Raw genomic sequence first — 18,363 nt, 5'->3', positions numbered from 1 at the left:
GCACAAAGCCTTGGCTTTGCTGGGTTTCGAGCGGCACCATAGGCCCATATCAGCCGTTTTTCGGTGGTTTTATCAGGAGTCGCGCCCATGAGCGCCGACGATGAAAACCGCTTCCGTCCGAAGCCGGGCCGTATCCGATCCGACACACCGAAGGCCGGCAAGACCAAGAGCTTTTTCACGCAGGTCAAGAAGATCACCCGGCAGCATCAGGCAGCAGCCTCCCGCGATCCTTCCATGCCGTCATCCGCTCGCCCGTCATCGCCGGGGCGGTCCCGTGCCGTGGTCGCCAGCGGCAAGGGCGTGAAGCGCGGCCGGGGCGCGAGCTTCGTGCGCGCTCGGAACATCTCCGGCCAATGGCATCATCGCCAGCCCGGCAGCCGCCGCGTGATCGTCAAGCAGCGCAGCGTTCGGGCCGCGTGGAAGGGCGCACGCGCCCGCGCGCATCTGCGCTATGTCCAGCGCGACGGCACGTCACGCGACGGCGAGCGGGGCCGGCTCTATTCGGCGACCGAGGACCGCGCCGATGGCGACGCCTTCCTTGATCGCGGCAAGGACGACCGCCACCAGTTCAGATTCATCGTCTCGCCCGAGGATGGCGCGGAGCTATCGGACCTCACGGCCTACACCCGCGATTTCATGAAGCAGGTGGAAGCCGACCTCGGCACGAAACTCGATTGGGTCGCCGTCAACCACTACAACACCGGCCATCCCCATGTGCATGTCATCGTCAACGGCCGCGACGAGATGGGCGAGGATCTAATCATCAATGGCGACTACCTCGCCAACGGCCTACGGGAGCGCGCCAGCGAGCTTGCCAGTCTGGAACTCGGCCCCGTCACCGAAATCGAGCAGACCCGCAAGCTGTCGGCCGAGATAGACCAGGACCGCTTCACCCGGATTGACCGCGCCATGGCCGAGGAAGCCGATGCCCGGTTCCTCGACCTGCGCCATGAACCGGCCGCACCGCGCCGCCAGTTCGAGCGCACCTTACGCCTGCGCCGTCTCGCCAAGCTGGAGAAGATGGGACTGGCGACCGAGCACGCGCCCGGCGTTTGGGAGTTGAGCAAGGACATGGAGCCGGCCCTGCGCGAGTTGGGCGAGCGCGGCGACATTATCCGCACCATGCAGAAGGCGCTCGGCCCGCAGGGAGGCGAACGCGATCCCATGAGCTTTCAAATCCATGACGGAGCGCCAGAGACACCCATCGTCGGCCGCGTCGTGGACAAGCACCTGTCGGACGAGCTGGGCGAGAACCTGACCATTGTGGTGGACGGGATCGACGGCAGGACGCACCACATCGCAGGCATCGCGCCCGAGCGGCTGGAGGACGCCCGCGTTTGCAGCGTCGTCCAGATCGGCCCGGCCGAGGCGACCGCCCGACCGTCCGAACGCGCCATTGCCGCCATCACCGAGGACGGCATCTATCGTCCGAGCCGCCATCTGGAGCAGGCGAAGTTCGAGGGCCGCGTTCCGGGCGGCGATTATGAGGGCTATGTCGATGCCCATGTCCGGCGACTGGAGGCATTGCGCCGCGCCGGGATCGTCGAGAGGATCGACGCCGACCAATGGCGCATCCCCGATGATCTGGTCAGCCGCGCCGCCGCCTATGACGCCGGCCGTGACCGGCAGGCCAGCGTTCGCATCCTTTCCCCGGTCGATCTAGGCAAGCAGATCGGATCGGACGGCACGACATGGCTGGACCGGCGATTGGTCCATGGCGAAACGGCCGACCTTGCGCCGGCCGGCTTCGGCCAGCAGGTGCGTGAGGCGATGGACCAGCGGCGCGAGCATCACATCGAACAGGGCGATGCCACCCGAGCACGGAACGGCCGCATCTTCTACCGGCGCAGCCTTCTCGCCACCTTGCGCGAGCGGGAGGTTGCCCGCATTGGCGCGGAGATGGCCGAGGGCAAGGGGTTGCCGTTCCGTGCCGCCACGGACGGCGAGAACGTCAGCGGCAAGTTCACCGGGACCGTTCAGCTATCGAGCGGCAAGTTCGCCGTGGTGGAAAAGAGCCATGAGTTCACGCTTGTCCCGTGGCGGCCGGTGATCGACCGCCAGCTCGGCCGCGAGATCACTGGCGTCGTGCAGGGCGGATCGGTGTCGTGGCAGTTGGGGCGAAGGCATGACCTTGGCCTTTAGCACATACGCGTGTTTCATCCGGTATCTATCATGCCCCGTGTATCTCACGCTGGATGCCGGCTATTGTAGGGGCCATCATTCAAGCGAGCAGTAGAAAAGAAGATATGCCGAGACCGAAACTTCATAGCGATGAGTTCATTCTAGATACCGCGCTAGGCATCCTTCTTCAGAAAGGTCCATCGGCCTTCACCCTCTCCGATGTTGCGGAAGCGGTCGGCATCTCGCGGGCTGCACTGATCCAGCGGTTCAAAGACAAGGCGACGCTGCATCTAAAGGTCATGGAGCGCAACACGCAGGAGGTGCGCGACTATTTCGCGGGTGCGAGTCCCGAAAAGGGCCTCGATCCGCTGTGGGCGATGCTCAAGGACCTCATCGCCGGTATGGGTGACGGTGCCGGAACGGAAGGCTACCTTCTTCTATTGTGGGGAGACGTTCAGGAGCCGTCGCTTCGCGCCCTTGCGGCGGAGCGGAACAGACTGGTCCTGAAAGCTATCGAGGCACGACTGCCCGCCGGGCCGCGCCCACCCGAGCATACCGCCGGCTTGATTCAGACGGTCATTCAGGGGTCTTGCATGCAATGGCTCGTTGAGCCGGAAGGCGAGCTAGCGGCTTTCATGACCAAGCGCACCCACATGCTTCTGTCCGTCCTCTATCCCGACCATGTGTTCGGGTAACACCATATGGAGGGTTGTTTATAACAGTCGTGTCGGTTATTTATAAGGCATGCGCCACGGTATCGCCGGGCACGGAAACCCGGAACGACTATCATGCCTATACAAGAACCCAGCCCGTTGGGGGCCGAACGACAAAAAGCACTGCCTGCGCCAACCTTGGCGCTGAACCTCATGGCCGACGAGTTCGATGCGTTGAACGCGAGCAGCGGGCCGCAAATCGCCTATCGCGACCTGTTCTGCCCACACATGGACCTGCCGCGCGCCTTGCGGAACTGGTCAGAGGCTCGGGGCGTCCAGTTGCGGAGCCTTCGCAAAATCACGCATGAGCGCGGCGGTCGGTCGCAGAAGGTGCTTTTCGGCCTTCATGACGGTTATGCCGTTGAAAGCGTTCTGATCCGTCGTCACGACGGACACACCGCCTGTATTTCGTCACAGGTTGGATGTGCCTTCGCCTGCCAGTTCTGCGCTTCCGGCCAAGCCGGCCTCAAGCGCAACCTTTCGGCGGGCGAGATTGTCGAACAGGTCGTTCAACTCGGGCCGAAGGTCAACCGGATCGTGTTCATGGGCATCGGCGAGCCTTTGAACAACTACGAGCAGGTGATGAAGGCGATTCGTATCCTGCGCGACCGGCGAGGGATGAATTTTCCCACCACGGGAATCACGCTTTCGACCATCGGCATACCGAAGGCTCTAGCGCAATTGCGAGAAGAGCATCTGGCGATCAATCTGACTATATCGCTGCATGCGACGACGCAGGAAGTTCGCGACCGTCTCATCCCCGGATCGCGTAAGCACGACATCAAGGAGGTCATCGCGCGCGCTTCGTCATGGGCGGAACGGCACAACCGGATCGTCACCTTTGTCTATCTGGTCCTCCCCGGCATCAACGACACGCTTGCTGATGCGAAACGGCTTGCCGGTCTCATGAACAAGCGAAGGGCGCGTGTGAACCTTATGCGCTGGAATCCTGTCGATGGCATCGCGCTTGATCGAACCGGCGACCGCAGCCTCGGACTTTTCCGTGAAGTGCTGGATCGCGCCGGTGTGCCGGTCGTGGTGCGGGATACACAGGGGCGGGATATTTCGGCGGCATGCGGTCAGCTCTGGTTGCGCGATCTGCGCGGAATCCCGGTCGAAAAACGCGGAGCCACAAAAAAGGCCGCCTAGCGGGAGCATAGGATGCGGCGTTCGAAAAGACATGCGAACGATGCCTTCCGATCAAGTGAAACGCTGCTCGGGTCGCGCATACCTCTCTTGTCGCTGATCCAGACGCTTGCGGTCGCTGAATATCTCAACTTCCGCCACGCAGCGAACGCACTCGGGGTTGCACAATCCAGCGTCAGCGCCCGCGTGAAGGCGCTGGAAGAAGACCTTGGCATCCTCCTGTTCGAGCGTCGTGCGCGTGGCGTTCGGTTGACCGAAGCCGGACGCCACTTCGTCGAGCGGATCGCAGCCGGCGTCGATCAACTCGACCATGCGGTGAAGACCGCAGGCATGGCGGCGACGGGGGAATGGGGCCGCCTGCGCATCGGCGTCCATGCCTTGATTCCGCGCAGCTTCCTCGCCGATCTGATCGGGCAGTATCGGGAAAACCATCCCGGCATCGAGGTCGAAGTCACCGAAGGCACGGCCCGCGATGCGGTCATGCAGCTTCGTGCCGACCGGCTGGACGTGGCGTTCGTCGCTGGCACACCAGAGCTGCCCGACTGCCATACACGGCCGGTCTGGACTGAATCGCTGGTAGCGGTGCTACCGGATAGGCATCGTCTTGCCGGGCAGCCGGCAATCACTTGGGCCGATCTGGTCGGCGAAACCTTCCTTGTCCGCTATGGTGGCACTGGCCCGCAGGTTCATGACCATATCGTGCTGCGCCTTGCCGGGCGCTGGCCCGCGCCTTCGATACTGCGCTTCGACGTAGGACGTGGCACGCTACTATCCATGGTCGGACAGGGATTCGGCATTACCATCGTCGGGGCAGCGACGGCACTGCTGCCGACTGCCGGCATCACCTTCCTGCCTTTCGCCGATGAGCCAGAGCCGGTTGCCTTTACCGCCGTCTGGTCGCCGTTCAATCGAAGCGCCGCGCTCCGTGATCTGCTCTCTCTCGCAAAAGAAATGGGTCGGCTGATCCGCGTCGACTGAACCTCTGCCGTTCCAGCCAACCGCCAAAGCAAGGCATAGGGGTTTCATACGGCCAAGAATGACGGGAACGTCAACAGCGGGGGATTGGGTGGCTACGAGCCAGCGATACGGCATTGCGAGGCAACAGCTGATCGTATAAGTGATAGCTAGTCAAATTTGTGATCGTGGAGTGGTCAGCATGGGAAATCCAAAGTCAGCAGACAAGTAAGCCGCAACAGCAAAATTGTTGTTGCGGCGCTCTGTGAGACCAATCCCATGTGATTGCTGATGTGCAGACGCCGCCCGAGATTTCTTAATCGAGCGGTTGACTTATCATGACCATCACACGCCCTGCATGGGCCTATACGCTGCCGGCAGCCCTACTGCTGATGGCTCCCTTCGACATCCTCGCTTCACTGGCGATGGATATTTATCTCCCCGTCGTTCCAGCGATGCCCGGCATCCTGAACACGACGCCCGCCATGATCCAACTCACGTTGAGCCTCTATATTGTGATGCTCGGTGTGGGCCAGGTGATTTTTGGTCCGCTCTCAGACCGCATCGGGCGACGGCCAATTCTACTTGCGGGCGCAACGGCTTTCGTCATTGCGTCTCTGGGAGCAGCTTGGTCTTCAACTGCACCAGCCTTTGTCGCTTTCCGTCTGCTTCAAGCAGTCGGCGCGTCGGCCATGCTGGTGGCGACGTTCGCGACGGTTCGCGACGTTTATGCCAGTCGTCCTGAGGGTGTCGTCATCTACGGCCTTTTCAGTTCGATGCTGGCGTTCGTACCTGCGCTCGGCCCTATCGCCGGAGCGTTGATCGGCGAGTTCTTGGGATGGCAGGCGATATTCATTGCTTTGGCTATACTGGCGATGCTCGCACTCCTAAATGCGGGTTTCAGGTGGCACGAAACCCGCCCTCTGGATCAAGCGAAGACGCGCCGATCTGTTTTGCCGATCTTCGCGAGTCCGGCTTTTTGGGTTTACACCATCGGCTTTAGCGCCGGTATGGGCACCTTCTTCGTCTTCTTCTCGACGGCTCCCCGTGTGCTCATAGGCCAAGCGGAATATTCCGAGATCGGATTCAGCTTTGCCTTCGCCACTGTCGCGCTTGTCATGGTCACGACAACCCGCTTCGCAAAGTCCTTCGTTGCCAAATGGGGTATCGCGGGATGCGTAGCGCGCGGGATGGCGTTGCTCGTTTTCGGGGCGGTCCTGTTGGGGATCGGCGAACTCTTCGGTTCGCCGTCATTTTTCAGCTTCATCCTGCCGATGTGGGTTGTCGCGGTCGGCATTGTCTTCACGGTGTCCGTTACCGCCAACGGCGCACTTGCGCAGTTCGACGACATCGCTGGATCAGCGGTTGCGTTCTACTTCTGCATCCAAAGCCTGATAGTCAGTATCGTCGGGACATTGGCGGTGACGCTGTTAAACGGCGATACAGCGTGGCCCGTGATTTGTTACGCCACGGCAATGGCAGTGCTGGTGTCGTTGGGGCTGGCGCTCCTTCGGCTCCGTGGGACTGCCACCGAGAAGTCGCCAGTCGTCTAGCCGACGACTGGAAGCAAGCCCGCTCCGATGCGGCGCAATAATCTTCGAAACCTCGTGAATGGCGGTATCCTGTCTGGCAAGATACCGCTCATTTCCCTTGTCCCGTGGCGGCCGGTCATCGACCGCCAGCTCGGCCGTGAGGTCATGGGCATCGTGCAAAGCGGATCGGTGTCGTGGCAGTTGGGGCGGCAAAGGGGCATAAGCCTCTAATCTGTTGTAGATGAACGCAGCCGCTCGAAACCAGCGATGAGGCTGTCGAGTCCGAAGTTGAACGCAGCATCCATGCCGTCTGTTTCCAACTCGTGAAACAGATCGTGCAGGAAGGACGACGGTGCTTGCTCGGACACATCTGGCCTGTCCGGAACTCTCTCATCGGCATCAGATGCCTGCTGCTCGAGAACGGAACCGACCACATAGTGACTGACCGCCCGGAGCGCCCAAACGGCGCGCTTCGGACAAAAGCCCTCCGCGCAGAGAAAGCGTATTTGCGTCTCGGCGGTGCCAAAATTCGGTTCTGTCGGTCGAGTGCCGGCATGGATACGCGCGCCGTCGCGATAAGAGAGCAACGCCGTTCTGAAGCTCAGGGCATTCTCTTTCAGGAACACCCGCCAGTCCTCATTCTCTTCGGGTAGCGAGCGGGTATGGCGTTCCGCCAGCATCGCCTCGGCGAGCGCATCAAGCAGCGCTCGCTTGTTCTGGAAATGCCAGTAAAGCGCAGGCTGCTGAACCTTGAGGCGTTCAGCGAGCTTCCGCGTCGTCAGGCTGTCCATGCCAACCTCGTTCAACAGCTCTAGCGCCGCCGCGATCACGGTGCCCTTGTCCAGTTTGGTCATTCACGTTCCTTCGCCAGTGCTTGACAATTTATCACCGATAAGTTCTATGTCCATCTCCTTATCGTTGATAAAGTCGCTCCATTGAGCGGCGCTGGAGTTTCAGGTGCGCAGCTCTGCCATCATTGCCCTGCTGATCGTGGGTCTTGACGCCATGGGTCTCGGCCTCATCATGCCCGTCCTTCCGACGCTTCTGCGTGAGCTTGTGCCAGCAGAGCAGGTCGCTGGACACTATGGTGCCTTGCTGTCGCTCTATGCATTGATGCAGGTCGTCTTCGCGCCCATGCTTGGACAGCTTTCGGATTCTTACGGTCGGCGTCCGGTACTTCTGGCTTCTCTTGCAGGAGCCGCAGTCGATTACACGATTATGGCATCAGCGCCGGTCTTATGGGTGCTCTATATCGGCCGACTCGTGTCCGGCGTCACGGGCGCAACCGGAGCTGTAGCAGCCTCAACCATTGCCGATTCGACGGGGGAAGGTTCTCGCGCACGCTGGTTCGGCTACATGGGGGCCTGTTATGGGGCGGGCATGATTGCCGGGCCAGCACTTGGTGGCATGCTCGGTGGTATCTCTGCTCATGCCCCGTTTATCGCCGCCGCCCTTCTCAACGGGTTCGCGTTCCTGCTTGCCTGCATTTTCCTCAAGGAGACTCATCACAGCCATGGCGGGACCGGAAAGCCGGTTCGCATCAAACCATTCGTTCTGTTACGGCTGGATGATGCATTGCGCGGGCTAGGTGCGCTTTTCGCAGTTTTCTTCATTATTCAACTGATCGGCCAAGTGCCTGCAGCCCTATGGGTCATATATGGCGAGGACCGTTTTCAGTGGAACACCGCGACCGTTGGTTTGTCGCTCGCGGCGTTTGGGGCAACACATGCGATCTTCCAAGCGTTTGTTACCGGCCCGCTTTCAAGCCGGCTTGGAGAGCGGCGCACGCTGCTGTTTGGCATGGCTGCGGATTCGACTGGCTTCGTTCTTCTGGCTTTTGCCACGCAGGGATGGATGGTGTTCCCGATTCTGTTGCTGCTTGCCGCCGGGGGTGTTGGCATGCCGGCCTTGCAGGCAATGCTCTCAAACAATGTCAGCAGTAACAAGCAAGGGGCTTTGCAAGGAACGCTAACGAGCCTCACCAATCTAAGCTCTATCGCAGGACCGCTTGGCTTCACAGCACTCTATTCTGCCACCGCCGGGGCATGGAACGGTTGGGTTTGGATTGTCGGCGCGATCCTCTATTTAATATGTCTGCCAATACTACGCAGACCATTCGCAACTTCATTGTGATTTAGTCATGGCGATTTGGCATGCGTAGACTTAGGAGAAATGACGGATTAAATCTGTTGAGCAATCATCTCCTTTCGGGGCGAGTGCCAATGATGACCTTAGGCTCAGGACCCATTGATGTGAGGCGTTCGGTCTGATTCAGGCTCCTGAGGAGTCTGGATATGAGCGACCTGTATTGGCTGACGGACGAGCAGATGGCTCGGCTGGAGCCCTTCTTCCCAAAGAGCCACGGCAAGCCGCGCGTTGACGACCGCCGGGTGTTGAGCGGGATCATCTTCGTCAACCGCAACGGCCTCCGCTGGCGAGATGCGCCGGCGGCCTACGGGCCGCACAAGACCCTCTACAACCGCTGGAAGCGATGGAGTGAGGCTGGCGTCTTCATCCGGATGATGGAGGGCCTCTCCGGGGCTCAGACCGAACGCCGCACGGTCATGATCGACGCGACCTATCTCAAGGCGCACCGCACGGCTTCGAGCCTGCGGGTAAAAAAGGGGGTCTCGGGCGACTGATCGGACGCACGAAAGGCGGCATGAACACCAAGCTGCACGCCGTGACCGATGCGAACGGGCGGCCCATCAGCCTCTTCATGACAGCGGGTCAGGTCAGCGACTACATCGGCGCTGCCGCTCTCCTGGACAGCCTGCCACGCGCCCAGTGGTTGTTGGGCGACAGGGGCTACGACGCCGACTGGTTCCGGGGCGCCTTGCAGGCCAAGGGGATCACGCCGTGCATCCCAGGCCGCAAAACCCGCACCGAACCGATCCGCTACGACAAGCGACGCTACAAGCGGCGAAACCGGATCGAAATCATGTTTGGACGCCTGAAAGACTGGCGCCGGGTCGCCACCCGCTACGATCGCTGTCCGACGGTCTTCCTGTCCGCCATCGCCCTCGCCGCGACCGTCCTGTTCTGGCTATGAGTCCTGAGCCTAGTTCACACTCTCGCTGTCGCCGAATATCTCAACTTCCGTCACGCCGCCAACGCGCTCGGCGTTGCACAGTCCAGCGTCAGCGCCCGCGTGAAGGCACTGGAAGAAGACCTCGGCATCCTCTTGTTCGAGCGTCATGCGCGCGGCGTTCGGCTGACCGAGGCCGGACGCCATTTCGTCGAGCGGATAGCCGTAGGTATTGACCAACTCGACCATGCGGTGAAAACCGCCGGCATGGCGGCAGCCGGAGAAAGCGGCCGGCTTCGTATCGGTATCCATGCCCTGATTCCGCATAGCTTCCTCGCAAAGCTGATCGGCCAATACCGCAAGGATTACCCCGATGTTGAAGTCGAGATCGCCGAAGGCCCGGCCCGTGAAGCGGTGGTGCAGCTTCGCGCCGGCAGGTTGGACGTGGCGTTCGTCGCGGGCACGCCCCAACCACCCGACTGCCATACCCGACCGATCTGGACCGAACCGCTGGTGGTGGTGCTATCGGATGGGCATCGCCTCGCCGGGCAGTCCGCAATCACTTGGTCCGATCTGGTCGGCGAGACTTTCATTGTTCGCTATGGTGGCACCGGCCCGCAGGTCCATGACCATATCGTGCTGCGCCTTGCCGGGCGTTGGCCCGCACCGTCGATCCTGCGCTTTGATGTGGGGCGCGGCACGCTGCTATCTATGGTCGGACAAGGCTTCGGCATCACTATCGTCGGCGAGGCCACGTCATTATTGCCGACGACCGGCATCGTCTTCCTGCCCTTCCTCGATGAACCGGAGCCGGTTGCCTTTACAGCCGTCTGGTCGCCGTTCAATCGCAGCTCCGCACTGAAAAATCTACTCAACCTCGCAGGCAAAATGAAGCGTGACGGCGATTCGCCCAATCGTTTCCTAGATGGCACTCGACCGGCACGATAACGGCAAAGGCGACCCGTCCTATTTGCCGCCGATAGTATCCGGCAGCCCTCCGGCATCCTCTTTCCTGTTGCCCGTCCCGATTTTGCCTACTCTCTGATCGGCTCCGTCTTTTTTTGCCGACTGGAGCCTGTATGCGCGGAGGCCGAATCCTTTGGGGGCAGATTGGTGCCGTCTTCACCATCGTTCTGGTGATGGTGTGGGCAGCGACGCAATGGACGGCGTTCCGCCTCGGCTTCCAGCCGCAGCTTGGAGCACCATGGTTCGAGCTGGCGGGCCTGCCGGTCTATTATCCGCCCGCCTTCTTCTGGTGGTGGTTTTCGTTCGACGCCTACGCGCCCGCGATCTTCGTCGAGGGCGGCATCATCGCGGTATCGGGCGGCTTCCTCGCCATCGCCGCCGCCATCTTCATGTCGATCATCCGGGCGCGGGAAGCGCGCAACGTCGCCACCTATGGATCGGCGCGATGGGCCGAGGGCAAGGAAATCCATGCGGCCGGATTGCTCGGCCCCGATGGCGTCCTGCTCGGCCGATACGACCGGGACTATCTGCGCCATGATGGTCCTGAGCATGTCCTATGCTTCGCCCCGACGCGCAGCGGCAAAGGTGTCGGGCTGGTGGTGCCGACGCTGCTGACATGGCCGGCATCCGCCATCGTTCACGACATAAAGGGCGAGAACTGGACCCTGACAGCGGGCTTTCGCGCGAAGCATGGCCGTGTGCTGCTGTTCGATCCCACGAACGCCAGATCGTCCGCCTACAATCCGTTGCTCGAAGTCCGGCAAGGCGAATGGGAAGTCCGCGACGTGCAGAATATCGCGGATATTCTGGTCGATCCCGAAGGCAGTCTCGACAAGCGCAACCATTGGGAAAAGACCAGCCATAGCTTGCTGGTCGGCGCGATCCTGCATGTTCTCTATGCGGAGAAGGACAAGACCTTGGCGGGCGTCGCCAACTTCCTGTCCGATCCCCGCCGCCCGGTCGAGGCAACCTTGCGCGCGATGATGGACACGCCGCATCTCGGCGAAGCAGGCGCTCATCCCGTCATCGCGTCGTCCGCCCGCGAACTGTTGAACAAATCCGAGAACGAGCGGTCGGGCGTGCTCTCCACCGCCATGTCGTTTCTCGGCCTCTACCGCGATCCCGTGGTGGCGCGGGTGACGGCGCGGTGCGACTGGCGCATTGCCGACCTGGTCGGCAGCCGCCAGCCCGTCACGCTCTATCTGGTCGTGCCGCCATCCGACATAAACCGCACCAAGCCGCTCATTCGCCTGATCCTCAACCAGATCGGCAGGCGGTTGACCGAGGAACTGACCACCTCCGGCAAGCGCCATCGGCTGCTGTTGATGCTGGACGAGTTTCCGGCGCTCGGCCGGCTCGACTTCTTTGAATCGGCGCTCGCCTTCATGGCGGGGTATGGAATCAAAGGCTTCCTGATCGCGCAGAGCCTCAACCAGATCGAGCGCGCCTATGGCCCGAACAACGCGATCCTCGACAACTGCCATGTGCGCGTCAGCTTCGCCACGAACGACGAAAGGACGGCCAAGCGGGTGAGCGACGCACTCGGCACCGCGACCGAACTGCGCGACTCCACCAACTACGCCGGGCACAGATTGGCCCCGTGGCTTGGGCATCTCATGGTTTCACGGCAGGAGACGGCCCGCCCGCTACTCACGCCGGGCGAAATCATGCAGCTTCCGCCCACCGATGAAATCGTGATGGTCGCGGGCACACCGCCGATCCGCGCGACCAAGGCCCGCTATTTCGAGGACGCGCGGTTGCAGGAACGCATCCTGACCCCGCCCGATCTGGTCGCCGCTCCGCTGGCGCCCAGTCCATCCGCCGATGATTGGTCCGGCCGTGTGGTCGCGGCGGAAAGCCATTCCGCGACCGACGCCGCACACGGGGCCGAGGGCGATCCGGCCAATGCTGGCATCCGCCGCGAGCCGGAGCTGCCTGAGCATGAGGAAATCGTCGCCCCGCCGCCATCACCCGAACAGGAGTTCGAGTTTGTGGACGACGAGCCGGACGTTGACGCGGCCAAGGCCCGCGCCATGCGCCAACGTATGAGGATGGTCGCGCGGCAGGTCGCATTGAACCCCGATGACGGAATCGACCTTTGAGGACACGACCATGGCAACCAGAACCCGCCTGAATCTCTATTTCGACCCCGCGCTCATTCCGCAGATCGAAGCGATGGCGCTGCGCCGCTCGGTGGCGCTGCGCCGTAATGTCTCAAAATCCGCCATCGTGGAGGCGGCGGTCATATCTTACCTGTCCGGCGATGCCGACGACCAGCTTGAAGCCGCCATGTCGCGCCGCATGGACAAGCTCGGCCGCCAGATCGACACGCTCGACCTGGATCTCGCCGTCCTCGGCGAGACGGTCGCGCAGTTCATCCATTTCTGGATGACCATCACACCGCCGCTTACGGGAGCCGCACAATCCGCTGCCCGAGCGAAAGGCGCGGAGCGGTTCGAGGGCTTCATGCAAAATCTCGGCCGGCGTCTGGCGACGGGCGACAGGTTCCTCAAGGAGCTGTCGCGTGACCTCGACTCACTTCCCGACGATCAGTTGCCGGACGAGTCCGAGAGCAACGGCGATCAAGAATGAGTATTCGGACCCATCCTATTTACCGCCGTTCGCCGCCGATCACCGCCGCCTCATAGATACTTGTTGAACCGGCCGCATTTCGGTCTCTCTTAATCGACCCCGATCCGGGGACCGCCTGTTGCGCCCCGCCAGAAGCCGGGGCCGACATGACCACCAACCACCACAGACAGGAAGCGATCCAGCGCGGCGCGCGCATGTTGCGCACCGCGCTCGGCCCCGCCATTGCCCGGCTGCTCGAAGACCCGGCCGTGGTCGAGGTAATGTTGAACCCGGACGGTCGCCTTTGGGTGGACCGGCTGTCCGAAGGGCTTTCCGACACGGGCGAACGCCTGTCCGCCGCCGATGGCGAACGCATCGTGCGGCTGGTCGCGCATCATGTCGGCGCAGAGGTTCATGCCCGCAGCCCCCGCGTCTCGGCAGAGCTGCCCGAGAGCGGGGAACGGTTCGAGGGCCTTTTGCCGCCCGTGGTCGCCGCGCCGGCCTTCGCCATCCGTAAACCTGCCGTCGCGGTGTTCACGCTCGACGACTATGTGGCCGCCGGCATCATGTCTGCCGATCAGGCGGAAACGCTGCGCGAAGCCGTCGCAGCCCGCGCCAATATCTTGGTGGCGGGCGGCACTTCCACCGGCAAGACCACGCTCACCAATGCCCTTTTGGCGGAGGTCGCCAAGGGCGCGGATCGTGTCGTCATCATCGAAGACACCCGCGAGCTGCAATGTGCCGCGCCCAATCTGGTGGCGCTGCGCACCAAGGATGGCGTCGCCAGCCTGTCGGACCTTGTGCGGTCCTCGCTGCGCCTGCGCCCCGACCGCATCCCGATTGGGGAGGTGCGCGGATCGGAAGCCCTCGACCTGCTCAAAGCATGGGGCACGGGCCATCCCGGCGGGATCGGCACCATTCACGCCGGCACCGGCATCGGCGCGCTTCGTCGCCTTGAACAGCTCATCCAAGAGGCTGTCGTCACGGTCCCGCGTGCGCTGATCGCCGAGACTATCGACCTTGTTGCCGTCCTTTCCGGGCGCGGTTCCGCGCGCCGGCTGGCCGAGCTTGCCCGCGTCGAGGGGCTGGGGCCGGACGGCGACTACCGCATCACGCATCCCATCCCTTCGGCAATCCCCACCAGCACAGGAGAATCTTCATGATCCGCACCCTTACGCGCGGCTATCGCTTCGCCACGACCGCCGCATCTGCCCTTGCCATCAGCCTCATGCTTGCCCCGGCCGCCCATGCGTCCGGTTCGTCGATGCCGTGGGAAGCACCGCTCCAAAGCATCCTCCAGTCCATCGAAGGGCCGGTCGCCAAGATCATCGCCGTCATCATCATCATCGTGACCGGCCTGACTTTGGCCTTCGGCGATACGGGCGGCGGCTTTCGCAAGCTGATCCAGATCGTGTTCGGCCTGTCCATCGCCTTCGCGGCGTCGAGCTTCTTCCTGTCGTTCTTCTCGTTCGGCGGCGGGGCGCTCATCTGATGGCGGGCGGCCTCGAACAGCTCGACGCGGTGCCGGGGTTCACGGTCCCGGTCCATCGGGCGCTGACCGAGCATATTTTGCTCGGCGGCGCACCGCGCTCCATCGCGATTCTGAACGGCACGCTGGCCGGGGCCGTGGGCCTCGGCCTGCGCCTCTGGCTGGTCGGCATCGCCATCTGGGCCATCGGTCATTTCGCGGCCGTGTGGGCGGCAAAGCGCGATCCCCTCTTTGTCGAGGTCGGGCGGCGGCATCTGCGCATCCCCGGCCATCTGGCGGTGTGAGGGAGGCGCGTCGATGATGAACCTTGCCGAATACCGCAGCACCGCCACCCGACTCGCCGACTATCTGCCATGGGCGGCACTGGTCGGCTCCGGCGTCGTCTTGAACAAGGATGGGAGTTTTCAGAGGACCGCGAAGTTTCGCGGCCCCGATCTGGATTCCGCCGTCGCGGCCGAGCTGGTCGCCGTCGCCGGCCGCATCAACAACGCCGTGCGCCGTCTCGGCTCCGGCTGGAGCATCTTCGTCGAGGCACAGCGCAGCGAGGCGGCGACCTATCCCGATAGCATCTTTCCTGATCCCGCGTCGGCGCTGGTCGATGCGGAACGGAAGGCTGATTTCGAGGAAGCGGACGCGCATTTCGTGTCCGGCTACTTCCTCACCTTCCTCTGGCTGCCCCCGGCCGAGGAAGCCGCCCGCACTGAGGCATGGCTCTATGAGGGCCGCGAGAAAACCGGCGTGGACCCGTGGGAGCTGATGCGCGGCTTCATCGACCGCACCGACCGCGTGCTGGCGCTGCTCGACGGCTTCATGCCCGAGTGCCGTTGGATGGATGACGGCGCAACGCTGACCTACCTCCATTCCACCATCTCAACCAACCGCCATCGCGTGCGCGTGCCCGAGGTGCCGATGCACCTCGACGCGCTGCTCGCCGACCAGCCGTTGACTGGCGGGCTGGAGCCGCGCCTTGGCGACACACATCTGCGCGTCCTGACCATCGTGGGATTCCCGACCGCAACGATGCCGGGCCTGCTCGACGAGATGAACCGGCTGCCGTTCCCCTACAGGTGGGGCACGCGCGCGATCCTGCTCGACAAGACCGATGCGACCCGGTTGCTGACCCGCATCCGTCGCCAATGGTTCGCTAAGCGCAAGAGCATCGCGGCGATCTTGAAAGAGGTGATGACCAACGAGGCGTCCGCCCTTGTGGACACCGACGCGGCGAACAAGGCGCTCGACGCCGACATGGCGTTGCAGGAGCTTGGGGCAGACGTGGCGGGCATGGCCTACGTCACGGCGACCGTCACCGTATGGGATGCCGACCCGCGCGTGGCGCAAGAGAAGCTGCGCCTGGTCGAGAAGATCGTTCAGGGCCGTGACTTCACCGTCATGCCCGAGAGCGTCAACGCGGTTGACGCATGGCTCGGCAGTCTGCCCGGACACGCCTACGCCAATGTCCGCCAGCCGCCCATCAGCACTTTGAATCTCGCCCACATGATCCCGCTTTCAGCGGTGTGGGCGGGGCCGGAACGGGACGAGCATTTCGGTGCACCCCCTTTGCTCTTTGGAAAGACTGAAGGCTCAACCCCGTTCCGGCTAAGTCTCCATGTCGGCGACGTAGGACACACCCTTGTCGTTGGCCCGACCGGCGCGGGGAAGTCCGTCCTGCTCGCGCTCATGGCCTTGCAGTTCCGCCGCTATGCAGGATCGCAGGTCTTCGCCTTTGACTTCGGCGGTTCGATCCGGGCCGCGTCGCTCGCCATGGGCGGCGACTGGCACGACCTCGGCGGCGGGCTGACAGAAGGGGCCGAGGCGTCCGTCTCGCTCCAGCCGCTCGCCCGCATCCACGACACCTATGAACGCGCATGGGCGGCGGACTGGATTGCCGCCATCCTCATACGCGCGGGCGTCGCCATCACACCCGAGGTCAAAGAGTATCTTTGGACGGCGCTGACTTCGCTTGCGTCCGCGCCGGTTGAAGAACGCACCATCACCGGCCTTGCCGTGCTGCTCCAGTCGAACGACTTGAAGCAGGCATTGCGCCCGTTCTGCGTCGGAGGTGCCTATGGCCGGCTGCTCGACGCCGAGGCGGAACATCTCGGCTCGGCCGATGTGCAAGCCTTCGAGATCGAGGGCCTTGTCGGGACCGGCGCGGCCCCCGCCGTGCTCGCCTATCTGTTCCATCGCATCGGTGACCGGCTCGACGGGCGGCCCACGCTGCTCATCATCGACGAGGGCTGGCTTGCGCTGGACGATGAGGCATTCGCCGGCCAGCTCCGCGAATGGCTGAAAACGCTCCGCAAGAAAAACGCTAGCGTCATTTTCGCCACGCAAAGCCTGTCCGACATTGATGGGAGCAACATCGCGCCCGCCATCATCGAGAGCTGCCCGACGCGGCTCTTGCTGCCGAACGAGCGCGCCATCGAGCCGCAGATTACAGCCATCTATCGCCGCTTCGGCCTCAATGACCGCCAGATAGAAATCCTCGCAAGGGCCACGCCCAAGCGGGATTATTACTGCCAAAGCCGCAGGGGCAATCGCCTGTTCGAGCTTGGCCTGTCCGAAGTCGGCCTCGCGCTTTGCGCCGCATCCGCCAAATCCGACCAGACGCTCATTGCACAAATCCTCGCCGAGCACGGACGCGACGGCTTCCTCGCCGCATGGCTGCGCGAGCGCGGCGTCGATTGGGCGGCCGACCTGATCCCGAACCTCACCAATCTTGCCGACCGGCCGGAATCCGCCGCGCCGGCCCGGCTCGATACCCACCCCACACAGGAGATTCTTCCATGACCTATCCCAAGATCGTCGGGGCCTCGGCCCTCGCGCTGGCGCTCGCCGTGCCCGTCACGCTTTCGCCCATGCTGGCAAGCCCGGCCCATGCCCAGCTTTTCGGCCGGATCGTCTATGACCCGTCCAACTATGCGCAGAACGTGCTCACGGCCGCGCGCACGCTGGAGCAGATCAACAACCAGATTCAGAGCCTCCAGAACGAGGCGCAGATGCTCATCAATCAGGCCCGCAACCTTGCGAGCCTGCCGCATAGCTCGCTCCAGCAGCTCCAGCAGAACGTCCAGCGCACGCAGCAGCTTCTCGGGCAGGCTCAAAATCTCGCGTTCGAGGTCGGCCAGATCGACCAAGCGTTCCAGAGCCAATACGGCAATGTCTCGCTGTCCGCGACCGACGCCCAGCTTGTCGCCGATGCGCGCGGCCGTTGGGAAAATACGGTTGGCGGTTTGCAGGACGCCATGCGCGTGCAGGCTGGCGTCGTCGGCAACATCGACAGCAATCGCGCCGAGATGGCCGCGCTTGTCGGCCAGAGCCAAGGCGCGACCGGCGCGCTGCAAGCCACGCAGGCCGGCAACCAGCTCCTTGCCCTCCAGTCGCTGCAGCTTTCCGACCTGATCGCGCTCATCTCGGCGAACGGGCGGGCCGACGCGCTGACCGAGGCCGAGCGTGCGACCGCCGCCGAACAAGGCCGCGAGCAGCGCCGTCGCTTCCTCACGCCCGGCACCGGCTACCAGCCGGGCAACGCGCAGATGTTCAACAACGGCAACAACTGACCGGGAGGCTCGCCATGGACGGCAAGATGCTGGCCCGGCTCGGGGCCGTGGTGTTCATCGCCATCGCCGTCACGGCGACCGCAATCGACATGGCGCGGAAGGATGAACCTTCCGCGCCACCCCCTGCGCCGGCCTTCCAGCCCCCGGCCGACCCGTTGCGCGAAACCCTGCGCCACTGCCAGCAGCTCGGCGAGGCGGCGGCAAGTGACGCCGGCTGCCTCGCCGCATGGGCTGAATCCCGCGACCGCTTCCTCGGCCGTGATCGCAGCGAGGCGCGCTGACC

The 18,363-nt window shown here is 63.2% G+C and carries 17 protein-coding genes and 2 pseudogenes; 18 read left to right on the top strand and 1 reads right to left on the bottom strand.

Features of this window, described 5'->3' with window-relative positions; translation table 11 throughout:
* Positions 1 to 87: 87 nt before the first annotated feature.
* The 7 genes and pseudogenes from KF910_RS14305 to KF910_RS03570 all read left to right on the top strand — a co-directional run.
* Positions 88 to 735, top strand: a pseudogene (locus KF910_RS14305) (relaxase/mobilization nuclease domain-containing protein); the annotation flags it as partial.
* A gap of 9 nt (positions 736 to 744) precedes the next feature.
* Complete coding sequence (locus tag KF910_RS14280; protein ID WP_371413031.1) at positions 745 to 2,142, top strand: DUF3363 domain-containing protein; 1,398 nt, start codon at positions 745 to 747, stop codon at positions 2,140 to 2,142.
* Positions 2,143 to 2,246: 104 nt separating this feature from the next.
* A complete protein-coding gene (locus KF910_RS03590; protein ID WP_029074205.1) occupies positions 2,247 to 2,816 on the top strand; it encodes a TetR/AcrR family transcriptional regulator in 570 nt (189 codons plus the stop codon).
* A gap of 171 nt (positions 2,817 to 2,987) precedes the next feature.
* Positions 2,988 to 3,983: a 23S rRNA (adenine(2503)-C(2))-methyltransferase RlmN gene (gene rlmN, locus KF910_RS03585; RefSeq protein WP_207896397.1), complete on the top strand. Its 996-nt coding sequence runs from the start codon at positions 2,988 to 2,990 to the stop codon at positions 3,981 to 3,983.
* 12 nt (positions 3,984 to 3,995) lie between these two features.
* Positions 3,996 to 4,958 carry a LysR family transcriptional regulator gene (locus KF910_RS03580; protein ID WP_292258823.1) on the top strand — a complete coding sequence of 321 codons (963 nt, stop codon included), beginning with the start codon at positions 3,996 to 3,998 and terminating at the stop codon, positions 4,956 to 4,958.
* Between the two features lie 314 nt (positions 4,959 to 5,272).
* Positions 5,273 to 6,487, top strand: coding sequence for a chloramphenicol/florfenicol efflux MFS transporter FloR (floR, locus tag KF910_RS03575; RefSeq protein ID WP_292258822.1), 1,215 nt, complete (start codon positions 5,273 to 5,275; stop codon positions 6,485 to 6,487).
* Positions 6,488 to 6,580: 93 nt separating this feature from the next.
* Positions 6,581 to 6,697, top strand: a pseudogene (locus tag KF910_RS03570) (DUF3363 domain-containing protein); the annotation flags it as partial.
* Here KF910_RS03570 and tetR(G) read toward each other — a convergent pair.
* Positions 6,694 to 7,320: a tetracycline resistance transcriptional repressor TetR(G) gene (gene tetR(G), locus KF910_RS03565; RefSeq protein WP_000163574.1), complete on the bottom strand. Its 627-nt coding sequence runs from the start codon at positions 7,318 to 7,320 to the stop codon at positions 6,694 to 6,696. The pseudogene KF910_RS03570 and the gene tetR(G) overlap by 4 nt on opposite strands.
* A 103-nt stretch (positions 7,321 to 7,423) precedes the next feature.
* On the opposite strand from tetR(G), the gene tet(G) reads away from it, so the two are divergent.
* From tet(G) to trbK-alt, 11 genes are all read left to right on the top strand, one after another.
* A complete protein-coding gene (gene tet(G), locus KF910_RS03560; protein WP_292258821.1) occupies positions 7,424 to 8,599 on the top strand; it encodes a tetracycline efflux MFS transporter Tet(G) in 1,176 nt (391 codons plus the stop codon).
* 161 nt (positions 8,600 to 8,760) lie between these two features.
* Positions 8,761 to 9,518 (top strand): IS5 family transposase gene (locus tag KF910_RS03555; RefSeq protein ID WP_292258820.1). Its coding sequence is split into 2 segments (ribosomal slippage): positions 8,761 to 9,082 and positions 9,082 to 9,518, totalling 759 coding nucleotides; the frame shifts between segments, so codons are not numbered across the junction.
* Positions 9,519 to 9,521: 3 nt separating this feature from the next.
* Entirely contained in the window at positions 9,522 to 10,442 is a 921-nt protein-coding gene (locus KF910_RS03550; protein WP_292258878.1) for a LysR family transcriptional regulator, read from the top strand.
* A gap of 131 nt (positions 10,443 to 10,573) precedes the next feature.
* Entirely contained in the window at positions 10,574 to 12,562 is a 1,989-nt protein-coding gene (locus KF910_RS03545; RefSeq protein WP_099547422.1) for a conjugal transfer protein TraG, read from the top strand.
* Entirely contained in the window at positions 12,543 to 13,052 is a 510-nt protein-coding gene (locus KF910_RS03540; RefSeq protein ID WP_090613559.1) for a CopG family transcriptional regulator, read from the top strand. Before KF910_RS03545 ends, KF910_RS03540 begins: the two co-directional genes overlap by 20 nt.
* 194 nt (positions 13,053 to 13,246) lie before the next feature.
* A complete protein-coding gene (gene trbB, locus KF910_RS03535) occupies positions 13,247 to 14,194 on the top strand; it encodes a P-type conjugative transfer ATPase TrbB (protein ID WP_200973972.1) in 948 nt (315 codons plus the stop codon).
* Positions 14,191 to 14,523: a TrbC/VirB2 family protein gene (locus KF910_RS03530; RefSeq protein WP_292258819.1), complete on the top strand. Its 333-nt coding sequence runs from the start codon at positions 14,191 to 14,193 to the stop codon at positions 14,521 to 14,523. Before trbB ends, KF910_RS03530 begins: the two co-directional genes overlap by 4 nt.
* Positions 14,523 to 14,804: a VirB3 family type IV secretion system protein gene (locus KF910_RS03525; RefSeq protein WP_029074213.1), complete on the top strand. Its 282-nt coding sequence runs from the start codon at positions 14,523 to 14,525 to the stop codon at positions 14,802 to 14,804. The genes KF910_RS03530 and KF910_RS03525 overlap by 1 nt, the downstream gene beginning before the upstream one ends.
* A gap of 13 nt (positions 14,805 to 14,817) precedes the next feature.
* Positions 14,818 to 17,310 carry a conjugal transfer protein TrbE gene (trbE, locus tag KF910_RS03520; RefSeq protein WP_292258818.1) on the top strand — a complete coding sequence of 831 codons (2,493 nt, stop codon included), beginning with the start codon at positions 14,818 to 14,820 and terminating at the stop codon, positions 17,308 to 17,310.
* The gene (gene trbJ, locus KF910_RS03515) at positions 17,307 to 18,080 is read left to right on the top strand and encodes a P-type conjugative transfer protein TrbJ (RefSeq protein WP_099547425.1); all 774 of its coding nucleotides are present in this window, start codon (positions 17,307 to 17,309) and stop codon (positions 18,078 to 18,080) included. The genes trbE and trbJ overlap by 4 nt, the downstream gene beginning before the upstream one ends.
* 14 nt (positions 18,081 to 18,094) lie before the next feature.
* Complete coding sequence (trbK-alt, locus tag KF910_RS03510) at positions 18,095 to 18,361, top strand: putative entry exclusion protein TrbK-alt (RefSeq protein WP_099547426.1); 267 nt, start codon at positions 18,095 to 18,097, stop codon at positions 18,359 to 18,361.
* The last annotated feature ends 2 nt before the right edge of the window (positions 18,362 to 18,363 follow it).

Source organism: Brevundimonas sp. (assembly GCF_019636155.1).
Taxonomy (GTDB): Bacteria; Pseudomonadota; Alphaproteobacteria; order Caulobacterales; family Caulobacteraceae; genus Brevundimonas.
This window is presented reverse-complemented; position numbering and strand designations above follow the sequence as displayed.

Excerpts from the sequence above, each read along its gene's own strand:
- KF910_RS14280 (WP_371413031.1), top strand. The coding sequence starts at position 745 with ATGGGCGAGGATCTAATCATCAATGGCGACTACCTCGCCAACGGCCTA.
- KF910_RS03590 (WP_029074205.1), top strand. The coding sequence starts at position 2,247 with ATGCCGAGACCGAAACTTCATAGCGATGAGTTCATTCTAGATACCGCG.
- rlmN (WP_207896397.1), top strand. The coding sequence starts at position 2,988 with ATGGCCGACGAGTTCGATGCGTTGAACGCGAGCAGCGGGCCGCAAATC.
- KF910_RS03580 (WP_292258823.1), top strand. The coding sequence starts at position 3,996 with ATGCGGCGTTCGAAAAGACATGCGAACGATGCCTTCCGATCAAGTGAA.
- floR (WP_292258822.1), top strand. The coding sequence starts at position 5,273 with ATGACCATCACACGCCCTGCATGGGCCTATACGCTGCCGGCAGCCCTA.
- KF910_RS03545 (WP_099547422.1), top strand. The coding sequence starts at position 10,574 with ATGCGCGGAGGCCGAATCCTTTGGGGGCAGATTGGTGCCGTCTTCACC.
- KF910_RS03540 (WP_090613559.1), top strand. The coding sequence starts at position 12,543 with ATGACGGAATCGACCTTTGAGGACACGACCATGGCAACCAGAACCCGC.
- trbB (WP_200973972.1), top strand. The coding sequence starts at position 13,247 with ATGTTGCGCACCGCGCTCGGCCCCGCCATTGCCCGGCTGCTCGAAGAC.
- KF910_RS03530 (WP_292258819.1), top strand. The coding sequence starts at position 14,191 with ATGATCCGCACCCTTACGCGCGGCTATCGCTTCGCCACGACCGCCGCA.
- KF910_RS03525 (WP_029074213.1), top strand. The coding sequence starts at position 14,523 with ATGGCGGGCGGCCTCGAACAGCTCGACGCGGTGCCGGGGTTCACGGTC.
- trbE (WP_292258818.1), top strand. The coding sequence starts at position 14,818 with ATGATGAACCTTGCCGAATACCGCAGCACCGCCACCCGACTCGCCGAC.
- trbJ (WP_099547425.1), top strand. The coding sequence starts at position 17,307 with ATGACCTATCCCAAGATCGTCGGGGCCTCGGCCCTCGCGCTGGCGCTC.
- trbK-alt (WP_099547426.1), top strand. The coding sequence starts at position 18,095 with ATGGACGGCAAGATGCTGGCCCGGCTCGGGGCCGTGGTGTTCATCGCC.